This window comes from Lentzea sp. NPDC058436, assembly GCF_042721515.1.
Taxonomy (GTDB): domain Bacteria; phylum Actinomycetota; class Actinomycetes; order Mycobacteriales; family Pseudonocardiaceae; genus Lentzea.
On the sequence record NZ_JBHXLF010000009.1, the window covers coordinates 255468 to 277446 of the forward strand.

Annotated in this window: 22 protein-coding genes, 2 tRNA genes and 1 pseudogene; 12 read left to right on the forward strand and 13 right to left on the reverse strand. The window is 67.8% G+C overall.

The features are described from left to right. Window positions 1-106: 106 nt before the first annotated feature. Together ACFWN2_RS29190 and ACFWN2_RS29195 are read left to right on the forward strand one after the other, a co-directional pair. Window positions 107-226 (forward strand): annotated as a pseudogene (locus ACFWN2_RS29190) (DLW-39 family protein); the annotation flags it as partial. Window positions 227-266: 40 nt separating this feature from the next. Continuing rightward, window positions 267-339: transfer RNA gene (locus tag ACFWN2_RS29195), tRNA-Ala, on the forward strand. Between the two features lie 660 nt (window positions 340-999). Here ACFWN2_RS29195 and ACFWN2_RS29200 read toward each other — a convergent pair. Further along, window positions 1000-1395 (reverse strand): DoxX family protein, encoded by a 396-nt coding sequence (locus ACFWN2_RS29200; protein ID WP_382432739.1) that lies wholly within the window; start codon window positions 1393-1395, stop codon window positions 1000-1002. Window positions 1396-1505: 110 nt separating this feature from the next. On the opposite strand from ACFWN2_RS29200, the gene ACFWN2_RS29205 reads away from it, so the two are divergent. Then, complete coding sequence (locus ACFWN2_RS29205; RefSeq protein WP_382432741.1) at window positions 1506-2039, forward strand: DUF2020 domain-containing protein; 534 nt, start codon at window positions 1506-1508, stop codon at window positions 2037-2039. 1 nt (window position 2040) lies between these two features. On the opposite strand, the gene ACFWN2_RS29210 is transcribed toward ACFWN2_RS29205, so the two are convergent. After that, window positions 2041-2607, reverse strand: coding sequence for a hypothetical protein (locus ACFWN2_RS29210; protein WP_382432743.1), 567 nt, complete (start codon window positions 2605-2607; stop codon window positions 2041-2043). A 93-nt stretch (window positions 2608-2700) separates the two neighbouring features. Here ACFWN2_RS29210 and ACFWN2_RS29215 point away from each other — a divergent pair, with 93 nt between their 5' ends. Both ACFWN2_RS29215 and ACFWN2_RS29220 read left to right on the forward strand, forming a co-directional pair. Continuing rightward, on the forward strand, window positions 2701-3249 hold the full coding sequence (locus ACFWN2_RS29215) for a peptidylprolyl isomerase (protein ID WP_382432745.1): 549 nt from the start codon (window positions 2701-2703) through the stop codon (window positions 3247-3249). Between the two features lie 167 nt (window positions 3250-3416). Further along, on the forward strand, window positions 3417-4169 hold the full coding sequence (locus ACFWN2_RS29220) for a rhomboid family intramembrane serine protease (RefSeq protein ID WP_382432747.1): 753 nt from the start codon (window positions 3417-3419) through the stop codon (window positions 4167-4169). Window position 4170: 1 nt separating this feature from the next. On the opposite strand, the gene ACFWN2_RS29225 is transcribed toward ACFWN2_RS29220, so the two are convergent. Then, window positions 4171-4566, reverse strand: a complete 396-nt coding sequence (locus tag ACFWN2_RS29225; RefSeq protein ID WP_382432749.1) for a PH domain-containing protein — start codon at window positions 4564-4566, stop codon at window positions 4171-4173. A 232-nt stretch (window positions 4567-4798) separates the two neighbouring features. After that, complete coding sequence (crgA, locus tag ACFWN2_RS29230) at window positions 4799-5065, reverse strand: cell division protein CrgA (protein ID WP_030465604.1); 267 nt, start codon at window positions 5063-5065, stop codon at window positions 4799-4801. A 212-nt stretch (window positions 5066-5277) separates the two neighbouring features. Here crgA and ACFWN2_RS29235 point away from each other — a divergent pair, with 212 nt between their 5' ends. Then, a complete protein-coding gene (locus ACFWN2_RS29235) occupies window positions 5278-6582 on the forward strand; it encodes a class E sortase (protein WP_382432751.1) in 1305 nt (434 codons plus the stop codon). Next, window positions 6582-6737: a hypothetical protein gene (locus ACFWN2_RS29240; protein ID WP_089928321.1), complete on the forward strand. Its 156-nt coding sequence runs from the start codon at window positions 6582-6584 to the stop codon at window positions 6735-6737. Before ACFWN2_RS29235 ends, ACFWN2_RS29240 begins: the two co-directional genes overlap by 1 nt. Here the strand turns inward: ACFWN2_RS29240 and ACFWN2_RS29245 are convergent. Together ACFWN2_RS29245 and ACFWN2_RS29250 are read right to left on the reverse strand one after the other, a co-directional pair. Then, window positions 6724-7035, reverse strand: a complete 312-nt coding sequence (locus ACFWN2_RS29245) for a hypothetical protein (protein ID WP_382432754.1) — start codon at window positions 7033-7035, stop codon at window positions 6724-6726. The two genes, ACFWN2_RS29240 and ACFWN2_RS29245, sit on opposite strands and share 14 nt — an antisense overlap. 146 nt (window positions 7036-7181) lie before the next feature. Continuing rightward, window positions 7182-8525, reverse strand: a complete 1344-nt coding sequence (locus ACFWN2_RS29250) for an FAD-dependent oxidoreductase (protein ID WP_382432756.1) — start codon at window positions 8523-8525, stop codon at window positions 7182-7184. 77 nt (window positions 8526-8602) lie between these two features. On the opposite strand from ACFWN2_RS29250, the gene ACFWN2_RS29255 reads away from it, so the two are divergent. Further along, on the forward strand, window positions 8603-9244 hold the full coding sequence (locus ACFWN2_RS29255) for an aminodeoxychorismate/anthranilate synthase component II (RefSeq protein ID WP_382432758.1): 642 nt from the start codon (window positions 8603-8605) through the stop codon (window positions 9242-9244). Window positions 9245-9301: 57 nt separating this feature from the next. Here ACFWN2_RS29255 and pknB read toward each other — a convergent pair whose 3' ends face one another. Genes pknB through ACFWN2_RS29290 form a run of 7 tightly spaced genes read right to left on the reverse strand, consistent with a single transcriptional unit; the run spans window position 9302 to window position 18953 of the window. Further along, on the reverse strand, window positions 9302-11302 hold the full coding sequence (gene pknB, locus ACFWN2_RS29260; RefSeq protein WP_382432760.1) for a Stk1 family PASTA domain-containing Ser/Thr kinase: 2001 nt from the start codon (window positions 11300-11302) through the stop codon (window positions 9302-9304). A gap of 55 nt (window positions 11303-11357) precedes the next feature. Continuing rightward, window positions 11358-12821: a serine/threonine-protein kinase gene (locus ACFWN2_RS29265; protein WP_382432762.1), complete on the reverse strand. Its 1464-nt coding sequence runs from the start codon at window positions 12819-12821 to the stop codon at window positions 11358-11360. Continuing rightward, window positions 12821-14293, reverse strand: coding sequence for a peptidoglycan D,D-transpeptidase FtsI family protein (locus ACFWN2_RS29270; RefSeq protein WP_382432764.1), 1473 nt, complete (start codon window positions 14291-14293; stop codon window positions 12821-12823). Before ACFWN2_RS29270 ends, ACFWN2_RS29265 begins: the two co-directional genes overlap by 1 nt. After that, complete coding sequence (locus ACFWN2_RS29275) at window positions 14290-15762, reverse strand: FtsW/RodA/SpoVE family cell cycle protein (RefSeq protein WP_382432766.1); 1473 nt, start codon at window positions 15760-15762, stop codon at window positions 14290-14292. The genes ACFWN2_RS29270 and ACFWN2_RS29275 overlap by 4 nt, the downstream gene beginning before the upstream one ends. Window positions 15763-15765: 3 nt before the next feature. Next, a complete protein-coding gene (locus ACFWN2_RS29280) occupies window positions 15766-17184 on the reverse strand; it encodes a PP2C family protein-serine/threonine phosphatase (protein WP_382432768.1) in 1419 nt (472 codons plus the stop codon). After that, window positions 17181-17642, reverse strand: coding sequence for an FHA domain-containing protein (locus ACFWN2_RS29285; protein WP_030465595.1), 462 nt, complete (start codon window positions 17640-17642; stop codon window positions 17181-17183). The genes ACFWN2_RS29280 and ACFWN2_RS29285 overlap by 4 nt, the downstream gene beginning before the upstream one ends. Before the next feature lie 51 nt (window positions 17643-17693). Beyond that, the gene (locus ACFWN2_RS29290; RefSeq protein ID WP_382432770.1) at window positions 17694-18953 is read right to left on the reverse strand and encodes a DUF3662 and FHA domain-containing protein; all 1260 of its coding nucleotides are present in this window, start codon (window positions 18951-18953) and stop codon (window positions 17694-17696) included. A gap of 116 nt (window positions 18954-19069) precedes the next feature. Between ACFWN2_RS29290 and ACFWN2_RS29295 the strand changes: the two genes are divergently transcribed. The 4 genes from ACFWN2_RS29295 to ACFWN2_RS29310 all read left to right on the forward strand — a co-directional run bounded on the left by ACFWN2_RS29295 (window position 19070) and on the right by ACFWN2_RS29310 (window position 21693). Beyond that, a tRNA-Leu gene (locus ACFWN2_RS29295) sits at window positions 19070-19152 on the forward strand. 116 nt (window positions 19153-19268) lie between these two features. Further along, a complete protein-coding gene (locus ACFWN2_RS29300) occupies window positions 19269-20054 on the forward strand; it encodes an NADP-dependent oxidoreductase (protein ID WP_382432772.1) in 786 nt (261 codons plus the stop codon). Window positions 20055-20369: 315 nt separating this feature from the next. Next, window positions 20370-20990 (forward strand): hypothetical protein, encoded by a 621-nt coding sequence (locus ACFWN2_RS29305; protein WP_382432774.1) that lies wholly within the window; start codon window positions 20370-20372, stop codon window positions 20988-20990. A gap of 46 nt (window positions 20991-21036) precedes the next feature. Then, entirely contained in the window at window positions 21037-21693 is a 657-nt protein-coding gene (locus ACFWN2_RS29310; RefSeq protein ID WP_382432776.1) for an NAD(P)H-binding protein, read from the forward strand. Window positions 21694-21979 lie beyond the last annotated feature (286 nt).

Here is a 21979-nt window from a genome sequence, read left to right on the forward strand (position 1 = left end):
GGGGGCGAGCCCCCGGACCCCCATCACAGTTGATCGCTCGGCTGCCGCAGCCTTGCTGTAACGTGGTGGGGTCGCTTGCTTTTACGGTCTTTGGGAGGGATTCGAAGTGGCTAAGAAGATCATCGCACTCGTCGTTGTCGCCGGTGCGGTCCTGTTCTTCGTGAAGCGCAACCGTTCGGCCAAGGCCGACGCGGACCTGTGGCGCGAGGCCACCGCTCCCACCGACTGATCTTCGCTCTGACGGGTGGCCCGCCGCCCTCAGGCTCGGGGACGTAGCTCAATTGGCAGAGCACCGCCTTTGCAAGGCGGGGGTTAGGGGTTCGATTCCCCTCGTCTCCACGTATGGATGGCTCGTGCTCGCGGAGAGCGCGAGCCTTTTACGTTCCGAAGTGTTTTCTGGGGGCCGAGCCCCCAGACCCCAGCCGGCGGGCTCCGCCCCCGGACCCCCGGCCGTCTCGCCTTCGGCTTTGGCGGCCCCTCCGCGGTCATTCGCTCGAGCCGAGCCGAGCCGTCCACGGCTTGTCGGCTCGCTGCTCGCCGGCTTGTGCGCGGACTGCGGTCTCTCCACCCTGCGGTCTCTTCATCTCACGGCCCACCCCCCTGCGGCCTGCCGCCGCCTACTGTTCGCGACCTGCGGAGCGCGACCTGCGGATTGCCGCCCATTGGTCCGCCGGTCGTCGCCGCGACCCGTCGCTCGCCGCGTTGTGGCCCGCTAGCCCATGGCCCCGCCGACCATGCCCCTGGGCGTCCTCCGCCCTCCGCCTCCTCGGCTGCAGCCCTCTCGCCTGCAGCCCTCTCGGCTGCAGCCCTCTCGCCCTCCACTCTTCGGCCCCTCCGCCTCTCGCCCCCGGCTCTTCTGTCCCCGTGCCCTGCAGCCCGTCCTCCCACCCCCTGCTTTCTCCCATCCCTGCTTCTCTCTTGCCCTCTCAATGTCGAAGCCCCCGTTCGCGGCGTTGCGAACGAGGGCCTCAGGTGAGTTCCGCGGCAGGGGGTCTCATGTCATGCGTTGGCGAGTGACTTCTTCGCGGACTTCTTGCGGAGGTGGTCGATGCTCCAGGCGCCGGCTCCCGTGAAGGCCAGGAGCAGGAAGGCCCAGGAGTAGACCGCCGCGAGCTCGCCGCCGTTCTGGATCGGCAGCAGGCCCTTCGGCTGGTGCACCACGAAGTACGCGTAGGCCATGGCGCCGGAGCTGAGCAGCGCCGCCCAGCGCGTCCACAGGCCGACGATGATCAGGCCGCCGCCGATCAGCTCGATGAGGCTCATCGGGCCGCCGGGCCACGACAGCAGTTCTGTTCCCTTCGAGATCTTCTGGACGCCGTGGAACACGAAGAGCAGGCCGATGACGATGCGAAACAGTGCCAGGGCTTGCTCTCGTCGTTGCTCCAGAAACTCCATGGTCAACGTCCTTCCGGGGGCTGTGGCAGGGGACAGGGGCACAAAAGGTATGGACCAATCCCGAGTGTGCCGGTTCGGGCGCTCTCCGTATCTGGTTGACTGTTGCCCCTATGAAACGAGCACTGTTGCTGCCCCTGCTCGGCGTTCTCGCCGCATGCGGCACGGTCGGCGGTCAAGCGTCGCCGGTGCCGACCGGTCAGCCCCAGCAGGTCACCACCACGACCAGCGCGGCTGCGACTGTGCCGCCCGCGCCCCAGCCCGCGAAAGACGGGACCTGCCCGTACCTGGCGACCACATTTGTCGCGCAGGCCAACGGTCAGCTTGTACCCAAAGTGAAACTGTCAACGGACGAACCTCACCCTGCGTGTTTTTTCTACGCCAACGCGACGGAAGTTCAGCTGACCGTGCGGGTGTACGTGGGTGACGAGCGCGTTGCGAAGTTGATCGTGAACGAGGCGGCGCCGGACGGTTCACAGCCCGCGAACTCGCCCACCGGGTGGACCGGAGGGTACGTGAACGGCGACAGCGGCGTCGTCTACGCCGTGGCGAAGAGCGACGCCGCTGTCGTGGTCACGAGCAACCAGAAGCAGTCGATCAAGGCCCGCCGGATCGCCGAGGAGGCGATCAAGGGGCTGAAGCTCTGACCTACTTGACCGGTTCCTTCTGCGTGGGAACCTGGCCGTTGAGGACGGGCTCCGCGTGCGGGGCCTGGTCCTCGTCCTGCAGGTGCACCTCCTGCGGCCTGCGCGTCATCGCGACGTAGCCCGCCGCGGCGGCCGCGATTAGGAGGCCCAGCACCCACGGCCAGCGGCGGCGCTTCGGTGCGTCGGCACCGAGCTGGGCCGCGGCCTTGCGGATCTCCTTGGCGCGCACCTTGGCGTCCTTGCGCGCGTGCTTGGCTGCCTTCTTCACTTCCTTGCGCACGACCTCGGCCTTGCCCATGAGGTCGGCGCGGGTCTGTGCGCTCTTCTTCGCGAGGCGCTTGCGAGAGCGACGAGTCTGCTTCTCCCAGTCCTCGGCCTTGCCCATGAGCGTGTCAGCTCGCTCGACGAGTGCGCCGCGAACCTGGTCTGCTGTGATGCCGCGGTCGGCCAGCTTGGCCTCAGCGGCGTGACCAGCGCGAACGACACCCTGACGCGCGGCCTTCAGACCGGTGCCGACAGCCTTGCCAACGTTCTCGCCGGCTCGGGTCATGACGTCCACCTCGTCCATTCTGTGCTCCACACGTTGTCGTCCGGTGATGGCATAGAGGTACCCATCGTGCCCGTTTCTGAACATCTCCGCCTGTGATGGCACGATGGAGTGGTGGCTGACAGCAACGAATCCTTCGTCGGGACCAAGGTGACGGCGACCCTGCACACCACGCAGGGCGACATCCGCATCAACCTGTTCCCCGACCACGCCCCCAAGACGGTGGCGAACTTCGTGACCCTCGCGGAGGGCACGAAGAACTACACCGAGGCGAACGCGAGTGGCACGAACTCGGGCCCGTTCTACGACGGCACCCTGTTCCACCGCGTCATCGCGGGCTTCATGCTCCAGACCGGTGACCCGACCGGTACCGGCCGTGGTGGCCCCGGCTACCGCTTCGCGGACGAGTTCCACCCCGAACTGCAGTTCAACAAGCCCTACCTGCTCGCGATGGCGAACGCCGGGCCCAACACCAACGGCTCCCAGTTCTTCGTCACCGTGGCGCCGACGACGTGGCTGAACTTCAAGCACACGATCTTCGGTGAGGTCGCGGACCAGGAGTCGCGCGACGTCGTCGACGCGATCGGCAACACCACGACCGGCGCGGGCGACCGTCCGGTCAACGACATCAAGATCGAGCGGATCACGATCGAACGCGCGTGAGCAACGCATCCGTGCCACCGGAAGGGCCGATCGGAGCGGAGCCGGAAACCCCGGTCTGCGCACGTCATGCCGATCGGCCCACCCGGCTGCGCTGCACCAGGTGCGACCGTCCGGCGTGTCCGGAGTGCCTGCGTGACGCGTCGGTCGGCATGCAGTGCGTCGACTGCGTGAACGAAGGTGCTCGCTCGGTTCGCCAGGCGCGCACCTCGGCGGGCGCGGTCGTCTCGAACGGCCGTCCGATCATCACGCAGGTGATGATCGCGCTGAACGTGCTCGCGTACGTGGTGACGGTCGTCCAGTCCGGCAGCCCGATGAACAACCAGCGGTCGGGGCTGTTCACGGCGACGTCGATGATTCCGGAGCTCACCGCCAACGGTGAGTGGTGGCGCGTCTTCACGTCGGGCTTCATGCACTTCGGCCTGATCCACCTCGCTCTCAACATGGCCGCCCTCTTCGTGGTCGGTCCCGTTGTGGAGCAGGAACTGGGCAAGCTGCGGTACAGCGCCGTGTACCTGCTGTCGCTTCTCGGCGGCAGCGCGGCGGCGTTCTACTTCGGCACCGTCTGCCAGCAGCTCGCCGGCGCGTCCGGTGCGGTGTTCGGACTGATGGGTGCCCTGCTGATCGTGTTCAAGCGGCAGAAGCGGGACATCTCGACGATCCTCGTGGTCGTCGGCATCAACCTGGTGTCCAACCTCTTCACCAACGCGTCGCTGCTGGGGCACCTCGGCGGGTTCGTCATCGGCGGCCTGCTGACGCTCGCGATGGTCAGGGCGCCGCAGAAGAACCGCAACGCCTACCAGATCGGCGCTGTGGCGGTGGCCGTTCTCCTGCTCGGCGGCATGTTCGTGTTGCGTGCCACCGAACTCGACACGGCGGCGGAACTCGTCTCCGAGTACGCCAGGACGTGCGGCCCGAACTGATTCACGGGCGCAGCGCGTGCAGCACTCCGGCGACTTCTTCGGGATCGGCGCCGAGGTCCAGTCTCGTGAGCACCACGAGACGGTCGTCGGCGTCGAGTTCCAAGGTCTGCTGTTCCCTGCCGAGGCGGCGGGTGGTCTGCAGTTTGACCTTCACCTCGTGCCACGGCAGCAGCGTCGTGCTCGCGAACCCGCGCACGGCGAGCCCGTTCGCGTCCGCCGTGAGCCTTGGCCTGGCGATCGACGCGAACGCCGCGAGGTAGCTGACCAGCAACGTTGCCAGTCCGATGAGAAGACGGCCGGCGTTGTCGTCGGCGACGAGGGTCGCGACGGCGAGGGCGAGGGCTGCCACCCACCCGACGGCGACCGCCGCCGCGGGCGTGGACCAGGTTCGAGTCACACTGTCGAGTGTCCCGCATGAATGTGGACAACCGAACGGGTCCACATGAGGGAAAACCGTCGCTTGTGCATTTTGGTGCAAAGTTGTCCACAGGACTTGTCCCCAATGGGGATGACTTACAGCTGTGTGCTTCGGTGACGCTCGGATGAACCAGGTGAACCTGGAGAGAACAAAGGTCGGCCCGGACGTGTTACGTCCGGGCCGACCTCACGAACTGTGATCTGATGAGCGCCTAGCGCCAGCGCATCGTCATCAGCAGACCGATGATCATCAGCGCGAAGCCGATGGCGAAGTTCCACGCGCCCAGCTCGAGCATGAACGGGATCTTCTCGGCCGCGATGTAGTTCACGACGAGCCACGCGAGGCCCAGCAGCATGAAGCCGAGCATGACAACGACGTAGACCGGGTGAGACGGCCCCGCTGCCTTGACCTTGACCGGCGTGCGGCGGTCAGTGGGTGCGGTGTAGACCGCCTTCTTCCGGACCTTCGACTTGGGCATGCTGTCCTCGCCTGACGTGGATATCCGTGAGTGACGCGAGTTTACGTGCACTACTCAGGAGACACGTTAACGTAGCGGCGGTGGTCAGCGAACCATCCTTGTAGACGCAGTTGTTTTCAGTTCACAGTGCGCGCGGAGGTTCTCAGGTGAACTCGGGACCGCAGCAGCCGCCACCAGGGCGTCCTGCACCCCGTCGTGACGACCTTCAGCAGGTGCGACCCACTCCTTCCCCTCGTCAGCTGCCGCCGGAAGCAACGCAGTTCACCAGCGCTTTCTCCGGAAGCCTGCCCCCGAACGCGCCGCCGCGGCACCGTCAGGGCCCGCCGTCGTTCGGCCAGCCGGGTCAGCCCTTCCAGACGCCGCCGCCCGGCACGCCCGCACGAGGTGTGCCGCAGACCGGCACTCCCGCTCGCGGCATTCCGCAGACCGGCACTCCCGCTCGCGGCATTCCGCAGACCGGCACTCCCGCTCGCGGCATTCCGCAGACCGGTACCCCCGCACGCGGCATGCCCCAGTCCGGCCGTCCCGGTCCGCCGCCGGGAACCCCGCCGAGGGGAATGCCACCTCGTCCGATGCCACCGCGTCCCCGCCCGGTCGACCCGCCCACCGAGGTGATCCCGCGCGTTCAGGACAGCGCCGACGACTACTACGACGATGACGAGTACTACGACGACGAGCCGGCCAAGAACGACCTGCCGCCGGACAGCTTCGCCCGCAAGGCGGTGCGCGGCTTCGGCGAAACCCTCATCACGCTGGGCCTGGTCGTGCTGCTGTTCGTCGTCTACGAGGTCTACGTGACCGACCTGCTCTCCGCGGGCAAGCAGGAGGACGCGACCGCCGCGCTCGACTCCGAGTGGAGCTCGAACGTCGTCACGCCGCCCCCGGCCGACCCGAACCGCAAGTCGCAGCTCAACCTCATCGAGGGCAAGGCCTTCGCGAAGATGTACATCCCGGTCTTCGGCAACGACTGGAAGTTCTCCGTCGTCGAGGGCACCACGGACAAGCACCTGGAGATCGGCCCCGGCCACTACAAGGACACCGCGCAGCCGGGCGAGGGCGGCAACTTCTCCATCGCGGGCCACCGCGTCGGCAAGGGCGCGCCGTTCAACGACCTCGACCTGCTCGAATCGTGCAACTCGATCGTCGTGCAGACCCAGACCCAGTGGTTCGTCTACCGAGTGCTCCCGATGAGCAGCGAGGTGGCGGGCTGGGCCGCGAACCCGAAGTCGAAGGAAGCACCCTGCGCCGGCGTGGCACCGCTGGCGACGACGTACGGCGACGCCTACGCCAAGACCGTCGGTCAGGAGATCGTCGTCCCGAGCCAGGGCGAGGTCATCGCCCCGATCCCGCACCAGGTCGGCACCACGGTTCCCACCGACAAGCAGGCCCGCCTGCTCACCCTGACGACCTGCCACCCGCGCTTCTCCGACAAGCAGCGCCTGATCGTGCACGCCATCGAGACCAAGAGCTACCCGGTGGCAGACGGCTTCGTGCCGCCCGAGATGACGGAGGCCTGATGTACGGCTGGATCTGGCGGCACCTGCCGGGCCCGCTGTACCTGCGGATCGCCGAGGCCGTCGTGCTGGTCGTCGGCATCGTCGCGCTGCTGATGTTCGTGGTGTTCCCGTGGGCGGAGCCGCTGCTGCCGTTCAACAACGTCACCACCGAGTGAGCTGCTCCTCGGCTCGTTCCAGGTACTCGCGCACGTAGCCGAGGAACGGCTCGGGATCGTCGTCGTAGCTGTTCAGCGCGAGGCGCGCGTCATTGGGCAGCGGCTGGAGGATTCGCCAGACGTGGTCCTCCCAGTCGTCTCTGTTCTCGCCGGCGAGGATCCGGCGGGCGACCTCGCTCCCGAGGACCCACTCCGCCTGCTCCTCGGCCATCAGCGGCACGTCGAGTTCGGCGAACACCCGCCTGATCAGCGGACAGGCCTCACGCGAGTCCAGCCGGGCCGGCGGCTCACCCGCCAACTCGCACAGTGCCGGGGTGTCGGCACCCGCGACCAGCAGGTCGCAGGCGAGCCACGGGCGCGACCGAAAACTGAAACCGCCATCGCGTCCAGACGCGATGGCGGCCTCATCGAGGAACGGCGGTCAGCCGTTCAGGCATTTCAAGCTCAGCCGTTGGACACCGAGGTCATCTCCTCGCGCGACACGACCTTCACGCGTTCACGTCCGTGAGCCGCACCCAGCGCGATCTCGTGCGAGTCCAACCGGCTCCAGCCCTCGTTGGTCACGAACGGCACGCCGCGCTGCGTGAGGAACTCGACCACCGAGGCGGGCGAGGGGGAGGTGGCCGGGGGCAGTGCCGCGGCGTCCTCCAGCAGGCTGGTGATGGTCTCCAGCGCGTCACCCTTGGTGTGGCCGATGAGGCCGATCGGGCCGCGCTTGATCCAGCCGGTCGTGTAGACGCCGGGCATGGGCACCTCGTCGAGGTCGAGCACGCGGCCCGCGAGGTGCGGGATCGTGCCGGCGACGTGGTCGAACGGGATGTCGGCCAGGTGCGTCGAGAGGTAGCCGACGGCGCGGTAGACGGCCTGGACGTCCCAGTCGGTGAAGACGCCGGTGCCCCGCACGTTGCCGTCGCCGGTGAGCTCCTGGGTCTCGGTGCGCAGGCCGGTGACGCAGGAGGAGCCGAGGACCTCCACCGGTGCTTCCAGGAAGTGCAGGTGCAGGCGGCGGGTGCGGGTGCCGACGTCGCGGATCGCCCACTCCTGGAGGGTCTTCACGATCATCTCGACCTGCTTGTTGGTCCTGATCGCGTGCATCGAGGCCTCGTCGAACTCGATGCCCTCGGCGTGGACGATGACCTCGACGTTCGGCGAGTGGTCGAGTTCGCGCAGTTCGAGCGGCGTGAACTTGGCCTGGGCCGGGCCGCGGCGGCCGAAGACGTGCACGTCGGTGACCGGCGACGACTTGAGGCCCTCGTAGACGTTGGCCGGGATCTCGGTGACGAGGAGTTCGTCCGCGGTCTTGGCGAGGATGCGGGCCACGTCGAGGGCCACGTTGCCGACGCCCAGCACCGCGACGGACGTGGCTTCCAGCGGCCAGGTGCGCGGGACGTCGGGGTGGCCGTCGTACCAGGAGACGAAGTCCGCGGCGCCGTGGCTGCCGGGCAGGTCGATGCCGGGGATGTCCATCGCGCGGTCGGTGGCGGCGCCGGTCGAGAAGATGACGGCGTCGTAGAACTGGCGCAGGTCGTCGAGCTTGATGTCGACGCCGTACTCGACGTTGCCGAAGAAGCGGACCGACGGGCGGTCGAGCACCTTCTGCAGGGCGCCGACGATTCCCTTGATGCGGGGGTGGTCGGGGGCGACGCCGTAGCGGACGAGGCCGTAGGGCGCAGGCAGCTTCTCGAAGAGGTCGATCTGCGCGTCGACGTCGGACTTGGTCAGGATGTCGGCGGCGTACACGCCGGCCGGTCCGGCGCCGACGATGGCGACGCGCAAGGTGCGACTCATGACACCTATTTTAGGGTAGCCTTACCTGAGTGAAGACGAGAGCTAACTCACTCGACGCGACCGACTAGGCTCTCTCCATGCGCGTGCTCGTGGTCGACAACTACGACAGCTTCGTCTACAACCTCGTCCAGTACCTGGCTCAGCTGGGTGCGGAGTGCGTCGTGCGGCGCAACGACGAGGTGGACCTCAACGAGATCGACCAGGTCGACGGTGTCCTCGTCAGCCCCGGCCCCGGGACACCGGAGCGCGCGGGCGCGAGCATCGACGTCATCAAGAAGTGTGCCGACATCGGCAAACCCGTCTTCGGCGTCTGCCTCGGCCACCAGGCCATCGGTGTGGTGTGGGGCGGCACGGTCGACCGCGCGCCCGAGTTGTTGCACGGCAAGACGAGCATCGTCTTCCACGAGGGCCAGGGCGTTCTCAAGGGCGTGCCGCAGCCGTTCATCGCCACCCGGTACCACTCGCTGACGGTGCTGCCGGAGACGATCCCGGCGGAGTTCGAGGTCACCGGCAAGACCGAGACCGGCATCGTCATGGCCATGCGCCACAAGGAACTCCCCGTCGAGGGCGTGCAGTTCCACCCCGAGTCCGTGCTGACCGACGGCGGCCACCGGATGCTCGCCAACTGGCTGAGGACCTGCGGCTTCGAGGTTCCGGAGTCCACGGTCGCGCAACTGGAGAACGGCATGCGCACGCTGGCCGCGGCCGCGCGCCTCTAGACGAGAAAAAAAGGGGCGGCTCCCGATCGGGAGCCGCCCCTTTTCACGTCCGGAGAACTAACTCCCGCCGATCCCCAGCGAACCGACGGTCACGGTCACCGCGGTGCCCTTCGTGATCGCCGTGCCCTTCGGCGGCTGCTGCGAGAGCACCTGGTCGCGCTTCGTCGGGTCCGTGGTGGACTCCTTCTGCACGTTGAAGGAACCGTTCCAGCCCAACGACTTCAGCTTGTTCTCGGCGGCCTTCTGGTCGAGACCGACCAGGTCGGGCATCTCGATCTGGTTGCCCTTCGAGACCTTCAGCGTGACGGTCGTGCCCTTGTCGACCTTGCTGTTGGCGCCGGGGGTCTGCGACAGGACCGTGCCGGCCGGACGGGCGCTGTCGACCTGCTCGATCTGGACGGTGAAGCCGGAACCCTCCAGCGTCTGGCGGGCGTCGTCCTCGTCGCTGTTCACGACACCGGGCACGTTCACCTTGTCCGGCGCCTTGCCGAGCTGGACGGTGATCGTGCTGCCCTTCTTCACCTTCACGCCGACGTCGGGGTTCTGCTGCGCGACCTTGCCCGCCTTGGACGCGTCGTCGACCGGGACGGTCTCGTTGGCCTGCTCCAGCTTGAAGCCGTTGGGGTCCTTGTCCAGGACCGCCTGGGCCTCCGCCGGGGTCTTGCCCTTCAGGTCGGGGACGGTGCCCTCACCGGGAGGCGCGCCGACGGAGATGGTGATCTGGCCACCCTTCGCGAGCTGGGTGCCTTCCTTCGGGTCCGTGTCGATGACCTTGTTGATCTGGTCGGTCGTGCACTTCGCGGGGGCGCCACCGGCACCGGGCTCGCAGGCCACGTCCGCCTGGACGGCCACGAGGCCGACGTTCCTGATCTTGTCCTTGGCCTCGAGCGGGCTCAGGCCGATGATCGACGGAACCGTCACCTTGTCGGGCGTCTCGCTGCCCTTGTCCATCACGTTCGCGGTGATCCACGCGGCGAGGCCGAGCACGGCGACGCAGAGGATCACGACCAGCGTGACCATGATGGCCTTCTTGCGCCTCGCGCGACGTTCTTCTTCCTCGTCGGCGATCGGGTCGTAGTCGTCCGGCTCCGACTTCAACGCCGCCGGGCGGTGCCTGCCACCGGACACGACCTGCGTGCGCGCGGGACGGGCTGCCGCCTGCTCGTTCATCACGGCGGTGCGGTCCTCGGCCGTCATCACGGCGGGCGCGGACGGGCGCTGACCCGACAGCACGCGCACCAGGTCGGCGCGCATCTCCGCTGCCGACTGGTAGCGGTTGGCCGGACCCTTCGACATCGCCTTCAGCACGATCGCGTCGAGCTGCGGCGACACCTTCGGGTTGAGCTGCGACGGGGCCTTCGGGTCCTCCCGCACGTGCTGGTACGCGACCGCGACGGGGGAGTCGCCGGTGAAGGGCGGCTCGCCGGTCAGCAGCTCGAACAGCACGCAGCCGGCCGCGTAGACGTCGGAACGGGCGTCGACGGACTCGCCGCGCGCCTGCTCCGGCGACAGGTACTGGGCCGTGCCGATGACCGCCGCGGTCTGCGTGACCGCCGCCTGGCCGTCGTGCAGCGCGCGGGCGATGCCGAAGTCCATCACCTTCACGGCGCCGGACTTCGTGATCATCACGTTCGCGGGCTTCACGTCGCGGTGCACGATGCCGTGGCGGTGGCTGAAGTCGAGGGCGGCCGACACGTCGGCCATGACCTCCATCGCGCGCTTGCCCGACAGCGGGCCCTGCGTCTTCACTATGTCGCGCAGCGTTCGCCCGTCGACGAACTCCATCACGATGTACGGCAACGGGCCGTACTCGGTCTGCGTCTCACCTGTGTCGTAGACGGCGACGATCGCCGGGTGGTTCAGGGCGGCGGAGTTCTGCGCCTCACGTCGGAAGCGCTCCTGGAACTGGGAGTCGCGGGCGAGATCGGCTCGCAGCACCTTGATCGCCACGTCCCGGCCGAGGCGGACGTCCCGCCCCTTGTGGACCTCGGACATGCCGCCATACCCGAGTGTCTCGCCCAGTTCGTAGCGGTTTGAGAGCAGTCGCGGAGTGCTCATCGGTGCTTCGTCCCGCTCCTCGTCGACGGTGTTCCCAAAACGTTTCTGGTCTTGCTCATGGCGCGCACGTCACCTTCACCTGCGAGCCGACCGGCACCTCGCCTGTCGGCTCGATGGCGGTGACCCTGCACTTCTTCAGGTCACCCGGCGACGTGCCCTGCGCACTCTGCACCCGTGGTTCCAGGCCGTGGTCGATCAGATCGATGCTGACCTCGTCGCCGGAACGACCGATGTAGTCGTCCTCGTTGATCCGCTTCGGCGAACTCCCCGGTATCCGGTCGGCGGAATCGGGCTTCGCCTGCCCGTTCGCCGGAGCGTTCGGGTTCACCGAATTGGAAGCGGTCGGCCGGCCACCCTGCCCGGCGCTCTCGTTCGACCCCGCGGTCATCTTCCACAGGACCACCACGCCGAGCACCAGAAGCACGGTCACCAGAAAAGCGACCATAACCCAGACGACGGTCCGGTTTCTCCCCGGTGGTGTCGGCATGGGGGTGAACGTTCCGGTCTGGTGCACCGGTTGCAGTCCGCTCTGGTGCGGAGGATGGGTGCCCGTGAGCACCGGACCCGTCGGGTGGTGCGGCAGCTGCGACGGAATCGGCAGCGGCTGCGACACCTGGGGCGGTTGCTGCACGACCTGCTGCGGAATCGGCGGGGGCATCGTGAACCCCGACGGCGTCGGCAGCGGCTGACCCACCCGCACGGCGCTGACGGCGGCGGCGAACTCCCCGCCGGTCCGGTAGCGCTGCCTCGGGTCCTTCACCAGCGTGGCCTCGATCAACGCCCGCGCACCCGGCGGAACGTCCCGCGGCAACGGCGGCGCGATGTCGCGGATGTGCATCATCGCGACGGTCACGGCGTTGTCCGACAGGAACGGCCGGTGACCGGCCATGCACTCGTAGCCACACACTGCCAACGAGTAAACATCGCTCGCCGGTTCGGCCTCGCCGCCAAGAGCTTGTTCCGGGGCGATGTAGTGCGCGGTGCCCATCACCATGCCCGAGCGCGTCACGGGAGCCGCGTCCACGGCCTTCGCGATGCCGAAGTCGGTGATCTTCACCTTCCCCGACGGCGTGACCATGATGTTGCCGGGCTTCACGTCCCGGTGCACGAGCCCGCGTTCGTGGGCCGCCTGCAACGCGTTGCCGGTCTGCTCCAGCAGGTCGAGCGTCACGTCGGCGGACAGCCGGCCGCGGGAGATGATCGTCGCGAGCGGGTCGCCCTCGACGAGTTCCATCACCAGGTACGCCGTGTCCTCCGGCCCGTCCGGGATCGACGCCGTCTCGCCGTAGTCGTGCACCGACGCGATGCCGGGGTGGTTGAGCGACGCGGTCATCCGCGCCTCGGTGCGGAAGCGGTGCAGGAACTCGGGATCTCCTGAGAGCTCCGCCTTGAGCACCTTCACGGCGACGCGGCGGTCGAGCCTGTCGTCCGCCGCCTCCCAGACCTCGCCCATGCCACCGACCGCTATCCGCCTGGTGAGGCGGTAGCGGTCGGCGAGGAGCTGGCCCGTCGTGAGCATCAGCGACCTGCCAGGTACGCGTTCATCACGGCACGCCCGATCGGCGCGGCGACCTTGCCGCCGGTGGCGCCCAGACCGCGGTCGCCGCCGTCCTCCACGATGACCGCGATCGCGATCTCCGGCTTCTGGGCCGGCGCGAAGGCGATGTACCAGGCGTGCGGGTTGTTCTCCAGCGGCTTGGCACCGTGCTCGGCGGTACCGGTCTTGGACGCCACCTGCACGTTCTGCAGGCGGCCCTCGCCACCGGTGTTGATCTCGGACTGGATCATCATGTCGCGCAGCGCGTTGGCGTTCGCCGTGCTCATCGCGGTGTCGACCTGGTCGGGCTTGGTGTCGTCGATCGACTTGAGGTCCGGGCCGAGCACCTTCGACACGAGGTACGGCTGCATGCGCTTGCCGTTGTTCGCGATCGTCGCCGCCACCACCGCGTTCTCCAGCGGGGTGATCTGCACGTCGCGCTGGCCGATGCCGGTCTGGTAGAGCGCGGCCTCGTCCGGGATCGGGCCGAGGGTCGAGGTCTCGACGGCCAGCGGCACCGTGAGGTCCGGGTCGTTGAACCCGAACTTCTCCGCCTGCCTGCGCAGCTTGTTCGCGCCGACCTGGCCCGCCATCTCACCGAACGCCGTGTTGCACGACTTGGCGAGAGCGGTCTCCATGGGCACGGTCTCACCGGGGCCGCAGGGGGTGCCGTTGAAGTTCGGCAGCGGTGCGGTGCTGCCGGGCAGCGTGATCGACCCCTTGGCGGTGTACTGCGTGTCCTTGGTCTTGCCGTCGGCGAGCGCGGCCGCCGCGACGACGACCTTCAACGTGGAGCCGGCCGGGTAGAGGGCCTGCGTCGCGCGGTTGACCAGCGGGTCGTTCGCGTCCTTCGCGGTGAGCTGCTTCCACGCCGCCGCCTGCTCGTTCACGTCGTGGCTCGCGAGCAGGTTCGGGTCGTAGGACGGCGTGCTCGCCATCGCGAGGATCTCACCGGTGTCCGGCTTGATCGCGACGACGGAGCCGGTGTAGCCCTTCGCCGTCAGCTGGTCGTACGCGGCCTGCTGCACCTTGGAGTTCAGGGTGAGCTGGACGTTGCCGCCGACAGGGTCGCGACCGGTGATCAGCGCCGAGATGCGGCGGGCGAGCAGCCTGTCGTCCGACCCGTTCAGCAGGTCGTTCTCGGCGCGCTCCATGCCGGAGGTGCCGTAGGTGACCGACAGGTAGCCGGTGACGGGAGCGTAGGCAGGGCCCGCGTTGTAGGTGCGCAGGAACCGGAGACGGTCGGTCGTCTCCTTGACGTCCGCGATCACCGTGCCGTCGGCGACGGTGATGAGACCGCGCTTGCGGGCGTACTCGTCGAGCAGCACCCGGCGGTTGTAGGCGTTCTTTCGCCACTCGTCGGCGTTGATCACCTGGACCCACGTGGCGTTGCCCAGCAGGAGCAGGATCATGACCATCATGGCCATGCCGACGCGGCGGAGCGGTGTGTTCATTTGGGACGCTCCACCATCACAGTGTGCTGGTCCGCGATGGCCGGTTGTTGCGGTTTCGGCTTCGCGACCCTCTGCGGGGTCCGTGCCGCCGCAGAAATTCGCAGTAGCAACGCGACCAGGATGTAGTTCGCGAGAAGCGACGAACCACCGTAGGACAGGAACGGCGCGGTGATACCCGTCATCGGGATCAGCTTGGTGACACCGCCGACGACGATGAACACCTGGAAGCAGACCGCGAAGGCGAGGCCGCCGCCGAGGAGCTTGCCGAAGCTGTCGCGCACGGCGATGGCGCCGCGCAGGCCGCGCAACGCGAAGACCATGTAGACCAGCAGCAGCGCCGCGAAGCCGACGAACCCGAGCTCCTCGCCGATCACGGCGGTGATGAAGTCGGTGTTGGCCTCGGGGATCATCTCCGGCCGGCCCGCGCCGAGACCGGCGCCGCCGATGCCGCCGGTCGCGAGACCGAACAGCGACTGCGAGATCTGGTAGCCGCCGCCGATGATGTCGTAGCGGGCGATCGGGTCCTGCCAGTTCGCCACGCGCTGCTGGACGTGCGTGAAGAGCTTCCACGCCACGACCGCGCCGCCGGCGAACAGACCGAGACCGAGCACGACCCACGCCGCACGTTCGGTGGCGACGTAGAGCAGCACGAGCACGATGCCGAAGAACAGCAGGGACGAGCCGAGGTCCTTCTGCAGCACCATGACCGCGACCGTGACGCCCCATGCCGCGAACAGCGGCCCGAGGTCACGGGCACGGGGCAGGTCCATGCCGAGGAACCGGCGACCCGCCACGGTGAAGAGGTCCCGCTTCGACACGAGGAACGCGGCGAAGAAGACCATCAGGAGGATCTTGGCGAACTCACCCGGCTGGATCGACAACGGGCCGATGCGCAGCCAGATCTTCGCGCCGTTGATCGTCGGCGCGATGAAGCCGGGCAGCACACCGGGCAGCAGCAGCGCGACCAGTCCGACGAGGCCGAACGTGTAGCCGAAGCGCGCGAGCATCCGGTGGTCAGGGAGGAACTTCAGCGTGGCCGCGAACAGCAACAAGCCGATGCCGGTCCAGATGACCTGCTTGAACGCCACCGGGTCCCACACGGAGCCGTCCGGGAAGACGGTGCCCTCCAGGGCCAGGTCGATCCGGTGGATGACCACCAGTCCGAGCCCGTTGAGCAGCGCGACGCACGGCAGGATCGCCGGGTCGGCGTAGGGCGCCCACCTGCGCACGGCGAGGTGAGCGCACGCGAAAAGACCCAGGTACGCGACGCCGAGGTAGAGGATCCTCATGCTCAGCGAGCGTTCCTGGTTCAGTTCGACCAGGATCAGTGCCAGCGTCACGAGACCGGCGGCGAACGACAGCATCACCAGTTCGGTGCCGCGTCGCGTCGGCGCCTTCAGGCCTGGCGACGTGTTCGTCGCAGGCGACGCGCCTGGTGAGCCTTCCCCGGTGGGGGCGGGCGAGCCCATCAACTACGGACCCTCCCGGCATTCCACACCCGGCTTTTGCTGGGAGGGGGTGAGCGAAGGCTCGGTGGACGTGGACTCCGGCGACCCGTTGGCGGGCGGCGTGCTGGACGCGCTGCCGGGCGTGCTGCTCGGCGTGGACGACGGCGTCGTGGGCGTGGTGCTGGTCGACGACGTGTCCTTGCACAGCGGCAGCATGTGCTCCGTGCGCAGCAGACGCACCGCGGCGCGCGCTCCGTCCAGGCCGTTGTCGCTGCGGATGCCGGCGGTGATCGTCTTGCGACCGGCTTCCTGCAGGTCCTTCAGCGTGATCGGGGTGCAGCCCGTGGATCCGGGCGGGCACGAGTCCTCGACCTTGGACGACAGCTTGAAGCCGAGCACCGAGCCGTTGAGACCGCGGAAGATCGCGACCTGGCCGTCCTCGGTGGCGCCGACGTAGTACTGGGTGTTGAGCCACAGCTTGCCGCCGACCGCGACCACGCCTGCCAGCAGGAGCAGCACGAAGATGAGCGCGAACGCCTTGAGGGCGTTGCGCTTCTTGCGCTTCGGGTCCTGCGGGGGTGGTGGCGGGGCCTCCATGCGCTGCGGCATCGGCGGGCGCTGCTGCGTGAGCGCGCTCGCCCGTGAGGCCGCGGAGTCCGGCGGAGCGTTGTGCTCCTCGCTGCCGTCACCGGCCGCGCCACCGACGATCGGGTAGTCGTCGCCGAAGGTGACGTCCTCGACGTCCGCCACGATCACCGTGACGTTGTCGGGACCGCCGCCCTTGAGCGCGAGCTCGATCATCCGGTCGGAGCAGGCCTGCGGGTCGGGGATGCGGATCGCCTCGTCGAGCGTCTCCAGGCTCACGACACCGGACAGACCGTCCGAGCAGAGCAGGAACCGGTCGCCGGCGCGCGCCTCGCGCACGGTGAGGCTGGGCTCGAAGTCGTGGCCCGTGAGGGCGCGCAACAGCAACGAGCGCTGCGGGTGCGTGGCGGCCTCGTCCGGCGTGATCCGGCCCTCGTCGATCAGCGACTGGACGAACGTGTCGTCGTGCGTGATCTGGGCGAAGGAACCTTCCCGCAGGAGGTAGGCACGCGAGTCGCCGATGTGCACGAGCCCGAGGCGGTTGCCCGCGAACAGGATGGCCGTGAGCGTGGTGCCCATGCCCTCCAGGTCCGGGTCGCTCGTCACGAGCTCGGAGATGGCGCCGTTGCCACTCGCGACCGCGTCGCGCAGCTTGCCGAGGAGGTCGTCGCCGGGCTCGTCGTCGTCGACGTGGGCCAGCGAGGCGATGACCACCTTGCTCGCGACCTCACCGGCGGCGTGGCCACCCATGCCGTCGGCCACTGCGAGCAGGCGGGGGCCCGCGTACACGGAGTCCTGGTTGTTGGAACGAACCAGGCCCCTGTCGCTTCGGGCCGCGTATCGAAGAACCAAGGTCATGAGCGCAGCTCGATCACCGTTTTGCCAATGCGGATCGGGGTGCCGAGAGGTACGCGCAGGGGTGCGGTGACCTTGGCTCGGTCTAGGTAGGTGCCGTTCGTGGAGCCGAGGTCCTCCACGTACCAGTCGGTACCGCGCATGGACAGCCGCGCGTGCCTGGTCGACGCGAAGTCGTCGTCCAGCACGAGAGTGGAGTCGTCAGCACGGCCGATCAGGATCGGCCTGCCGTCGAGCGAGATGCGGGTGCCGGTCAGCGCCCCGTGGGTGACCACGAGTTGCCGAGGCGCCTTGCTTCCCCTCGCCGACTTCTCGGACCTCCGGAATCCGGGCAGACCTGACGCCCGGAGCCCTGAGGCTGCGTAGAGATCAGAGCGGACCACACGTAGGGCGGCCAGCACAAAGAGCCAGAGGAGCACGAGAAAGCCCGCTCTGGTCAGCTGCATCACCAGCTCTGGCACCGGTTGTAACCGCTCCTGCCTTGAGTTGCTTACCGACGCCCGTGTCGACCTCTAGCCCGCGGTGCGGAAGACCAGTGACGAGTGGCCGATGCGGACGACGTCGCCTTCCGCGAGCTGCCAAGTCTGCACTGGCGTGCCGTTCACCGTGGTGCCGTTGGTCGAACCGAGATCAGCGAGCATCGCATTCTGCCCGTCCCAGGAGATTTCCAGGTGGCGCCTGGAGACACCCGTGTCCGGGAGGCGGAAGTCGGCTTCCTGCCCACGTCCTACGACGTTTCCACCCTGCTTCAGGTTGTACGTCCGGTTCGATCCGTCGTCGAGGTGCAGCGTCGCGTTGAGCTGACGGTTGCCGCCCTGGGTGGCCGGCGGGGCGTATCCGCCCTGGTTGTAGCCCTGGTCGTAGCCACCTTGCTGGCCGTAACCCTGGTCGTAACCGCCTGCCTGCTGCTGGCCGTAACCCTGGTCGTAGCCGCCGCCCTGCTGGCCGCCGCCGTAACCCTGGTCGTAGCCCTGCTGGCCGTAGCCCTGCTGCTGGCCGTAACCCTGGTCCTGGCCGTAGCCCTGCTGCTGGCCGCCGCCGTAGCCCTGGTCGTAGCCCTGCTGCTGCTGGCCGTAACCCTGGTCGTAGCCGCCGCCCTGCTGGCCGCCGCCATAGCCCTGGTCGTAGCCCTGCTGGCCGTAGCCCTGCTGCTGTTGCTGGCCATAGCCCTGGTCCTGGCCGTAGCCCTGCTGGCCGTAGCCCTGGTCCTGGCCGTAGCCCTGTTGCTGCTGCTGGCCGTAGCCCTGCTGGTCGTAGCCCTGCTGGCCGTAGCCGCCCTGACCATAAGGGTCCTGGCCGGGCTGGCCCTGTCCTTGTCCGTAGCCGGGTGGCTGGCTCATGGGTCGGTCTCCTGCGGTGCGAGGTTGTGCTGACCGTCGGCTGGCCGCTTTCACGTCGGGGTCGACGGACGAGCTGGTTCGGAACTGTCCGGTGTGCAGCGCCTCGGAGCGCTCCAGGGAGACTACGACGTCACCATAGGTATCCCATCCGGACTCGGCCAGGTGCTCTCGCAGGCCCTCTGCGAGAAGCTGTGTGATGCGTAGTTCATCCTGCTCGTCGCCCGCAAGACGTTCGTGGTCCTGAGGTCCGAGGAGCACCTTGTAGTGGTTGGGGGCTAGCAGTCTGCCACCCGCGAGTTCGCGGATGTTGCTGTCACCCTCCCGATGCAGTGCCTGTGCCACCTCTTGGGGCACCACGCTGCCGCCGAACACGCGCGCGAAGGTGTTGCCGACCAGACCCTCCAGCTTGCGCTCGAAGCGCTGCAGGCCCATGTCTCTCCTTCCGCTCGGACCGGCTCCTGTACCGATCGTATCCGGGTACGACGACGCCTACAGGGGGCGATTAGGAACCTGGTTTGGACGCGTGCTAGTGTTCCCAACGTCTCCAGGGGCAAGTGGCGGAATGGCAGACGCGCACGGTTCAGGTCCGTGTGTCCGAAAGGACGTGGGGGTTCAACTCCCCCCTTGCCCATAGATAGACAGAAAGAACCCCTCTCGCGGAAATCGCGAGGGGGGTTCTTTCGTTGATCGGCACTATCCGATTCCTTGATCCACCGGGTGATGTCTGTCACTCGTTCGGGGGGCACCATGTGGGCGATCGCGGCGGCCGATTTCGGGGCGGACCTCGACCTCGTCGAGCTTCCGGAGCCGGTGGCGGGCCCGAACGAGTTGAAGGTCAGGGTGCTCGCGGCGAGCGTCAACCCGTTCGACCGCAAAGTCGTGAACGGGATGTTGCGCGACTCCGCTCCCCATCACTTCCCCCTGGTTCCAGGAACAGATGGTGCGGGAGTGGTGGAAGGTTCCGGGGAGAGGATTTTCGGCACGTTCTTCCGGCGCCCGGTCGGCGGCGGTACATACGCCGAGTACGTCACGGTTCCGGCGGAGAACCCATTGGCTCCGTTGCCCGATGACATGGATCCCGCCGTCGCCGCCGCATTGCCCACCGCGGGTATGACGGCCTTGCAGTTGGTCGAGTCCCTCGGCGCCGCTCAGTCGGTTCTGATCGTGGGTGCGTCGGGCGGGGTCGGGTCGTTCGCCGTCCAGATCGCCCGTGCGGCCGGGAAGCGTGTGATCCCAATTGGTCGCGGCGACTCTCTCGTGGAGGCCGACGCGCTGGTCGACCTCGTCAGCGCCGACCGTTCGTCGTTCGAGGCGAACGCGCGCTACGCGCCGTTGGCCTTCAACACGAACTACGTGTCCGCTGATCCGGCGCAGAACTTCGGCATGAAGGGATCGCGGGAAGCGTTGGTGCGTCTGGCTGCGTTGGTGCAGGCCGGCGACCTGGAAGTGCCGATTTCGCGACGCGTGCCGTTGCGTGATGCCGCTGATGTTTTCGCAGGTCACGGGCCGGGTAAGACAGTGATCATCATGTAGGTGGTCGTTCTGGCGCGGTGAACGGTCGACGGACGGTGACCGGCACCGTTGAGCGGTTTTTCGCCGCCACGCCTGGCGCACCCACTTTGAGCAGCTCTTTTCGTGCGTCCATACGGATTAACGTCACCCAGACGGCAGCACCGTAGGACCGAACTCCCCTCGCCACTCCTCGACCGGTCACCGACCGGTCGGCGCCGTCGATCGCAGGGGGTCCTCTGACCTGGGGGCGGGCCGCGCGCTTCCTGCTAATTCTTATCCAGAGCACGAGTCGAAACGTGGCGGATCTCCCGCCGCGGGTGACGAGGAGGCACTGGCGTGAGCAGCACCCCAGCAAGGATCGCGGCACTCGACAGCTCGAACGGTCTGTCGACCACCCCGGTCCCGGTTCCGGAACTGCCCGCGTCCGTCGAGGAGTTGGCAGCCGCTGCGGCGATCCGCCTCGGCTGGCACGGAGTGGTTCTCCCCGAAATGGTCCTCATGGGCCGCAAGGTCGTCGTCGTGGCCGAGCTCCTGGCCGACGCCCACGCCGAGCGCGTGTGCGTGGGTGCGGCTCCCGAGGCCGACAAGACCACCGTCTCCACCTGGGTGTGGCCGGAGATGGAAGGCCGCGTGCCGCCGTCCGCCGTCCGCATCGTCGGCGTCCTGGCCGTCGCCCGCCACTGGCGCACCGCACTGGCCTCCGCGGTCCCCTTCTCCCGCTACGGCAACGCCGCGGTCGTCCTCCCCGAGTCGGTCGCCTTCTCGCACGACTACCTCGCGAACTGCCTGCCGCGCGTCCGCCGCTACGGCGTCTCCGTCCTGCTGGCCGACGACGAGAAGGACCTCTCGGTCGACGTGTCCGGCCGCCAGGAGTGCGTGCCCGCCGAGGACACCGCCATCACGCGCTGGGTCAACGAACTGGTCTACGAGCAGGTCCTCGCCACCACCGCCTCCTGATCCACGAGTCGTGCCGCCCGCGGTTCACTGATCTACGGTCGGGACCATGCGAGTAGTCATAGCCGGCGGACACGGGCAGATCGCGCTGCTTCTCGAGCAGCAGCTGGCCACCCGTGGAGACGCCGCCACCGCACTGGTCCGCAATCCCGATCACTTTGGTGACGTGCAGGAAGCCGGAGCCGTTCCGGTGTTGTGCGACCTGGAGTCCGCTGATCTGGACTCGGTCGCCTCGTATTTGAACGGTGCAGACGCGGCCGTGTTCGCCGCTGGTGCGGGTGCCGGATCCGGTGCCGCCCGCAAGGACACCGTGGACTACGGGGCCGCCGCTTTGTTCGCCTCCGCTGCTGTGGAGGCGGGGGTGCGGCGGTTCCTCCAGGTGTCGACGGTGGGGATCGAGGCCGCTGACTCGCCTGAGGTGGATCCTGCTTTTGCGGTCTATCTGAAGGCCAAGAAGATGGCTGAGGAGGATCTTCGGGGGCGGGATCTGGATTGGACGATTCTGCGGCCTGGGCCGTTGGTGGATGGGCCTGGTACTGGGCTGGTTACTTTGGGGGCGCCTCGGTTGCCTCGTTCGCCGGTTACCCGTGCTGATGTTGCTGCTGTGTTGGTTGAGCTTTTGGTCGCTCGGAACACTTTTGGGAAGACGATCGAGTTGGTCAACGGGGAGACGCCTGTTGGTGAGGCGGTTCGGGGCGTTCTTTGACGGCTCGTTGGTCGTGTTCGCCTGTTTGCCGTGTTCGCCTTTTGCGTGCGGCGACCTTGCGTTGCGTGCTTCCCCTGGGGGCTCTGCCCCCAGACCCCCGGCAATCTGATCGGGGGATAGCGCTGTGAGCAGGTTGATGGCACGCCTGTTGCGTAGGGCGGCTGCCGGTTGCGTTGTTTGTTGCGTTGGCGGTGGGGTCCCGTCACGAGTCGCACCAAGAGCGGGCCACAGTCAGGTAGGGGTGTGGACACGACGAAAAGCGAGTAGAGTTGAAACCCCAACCAGA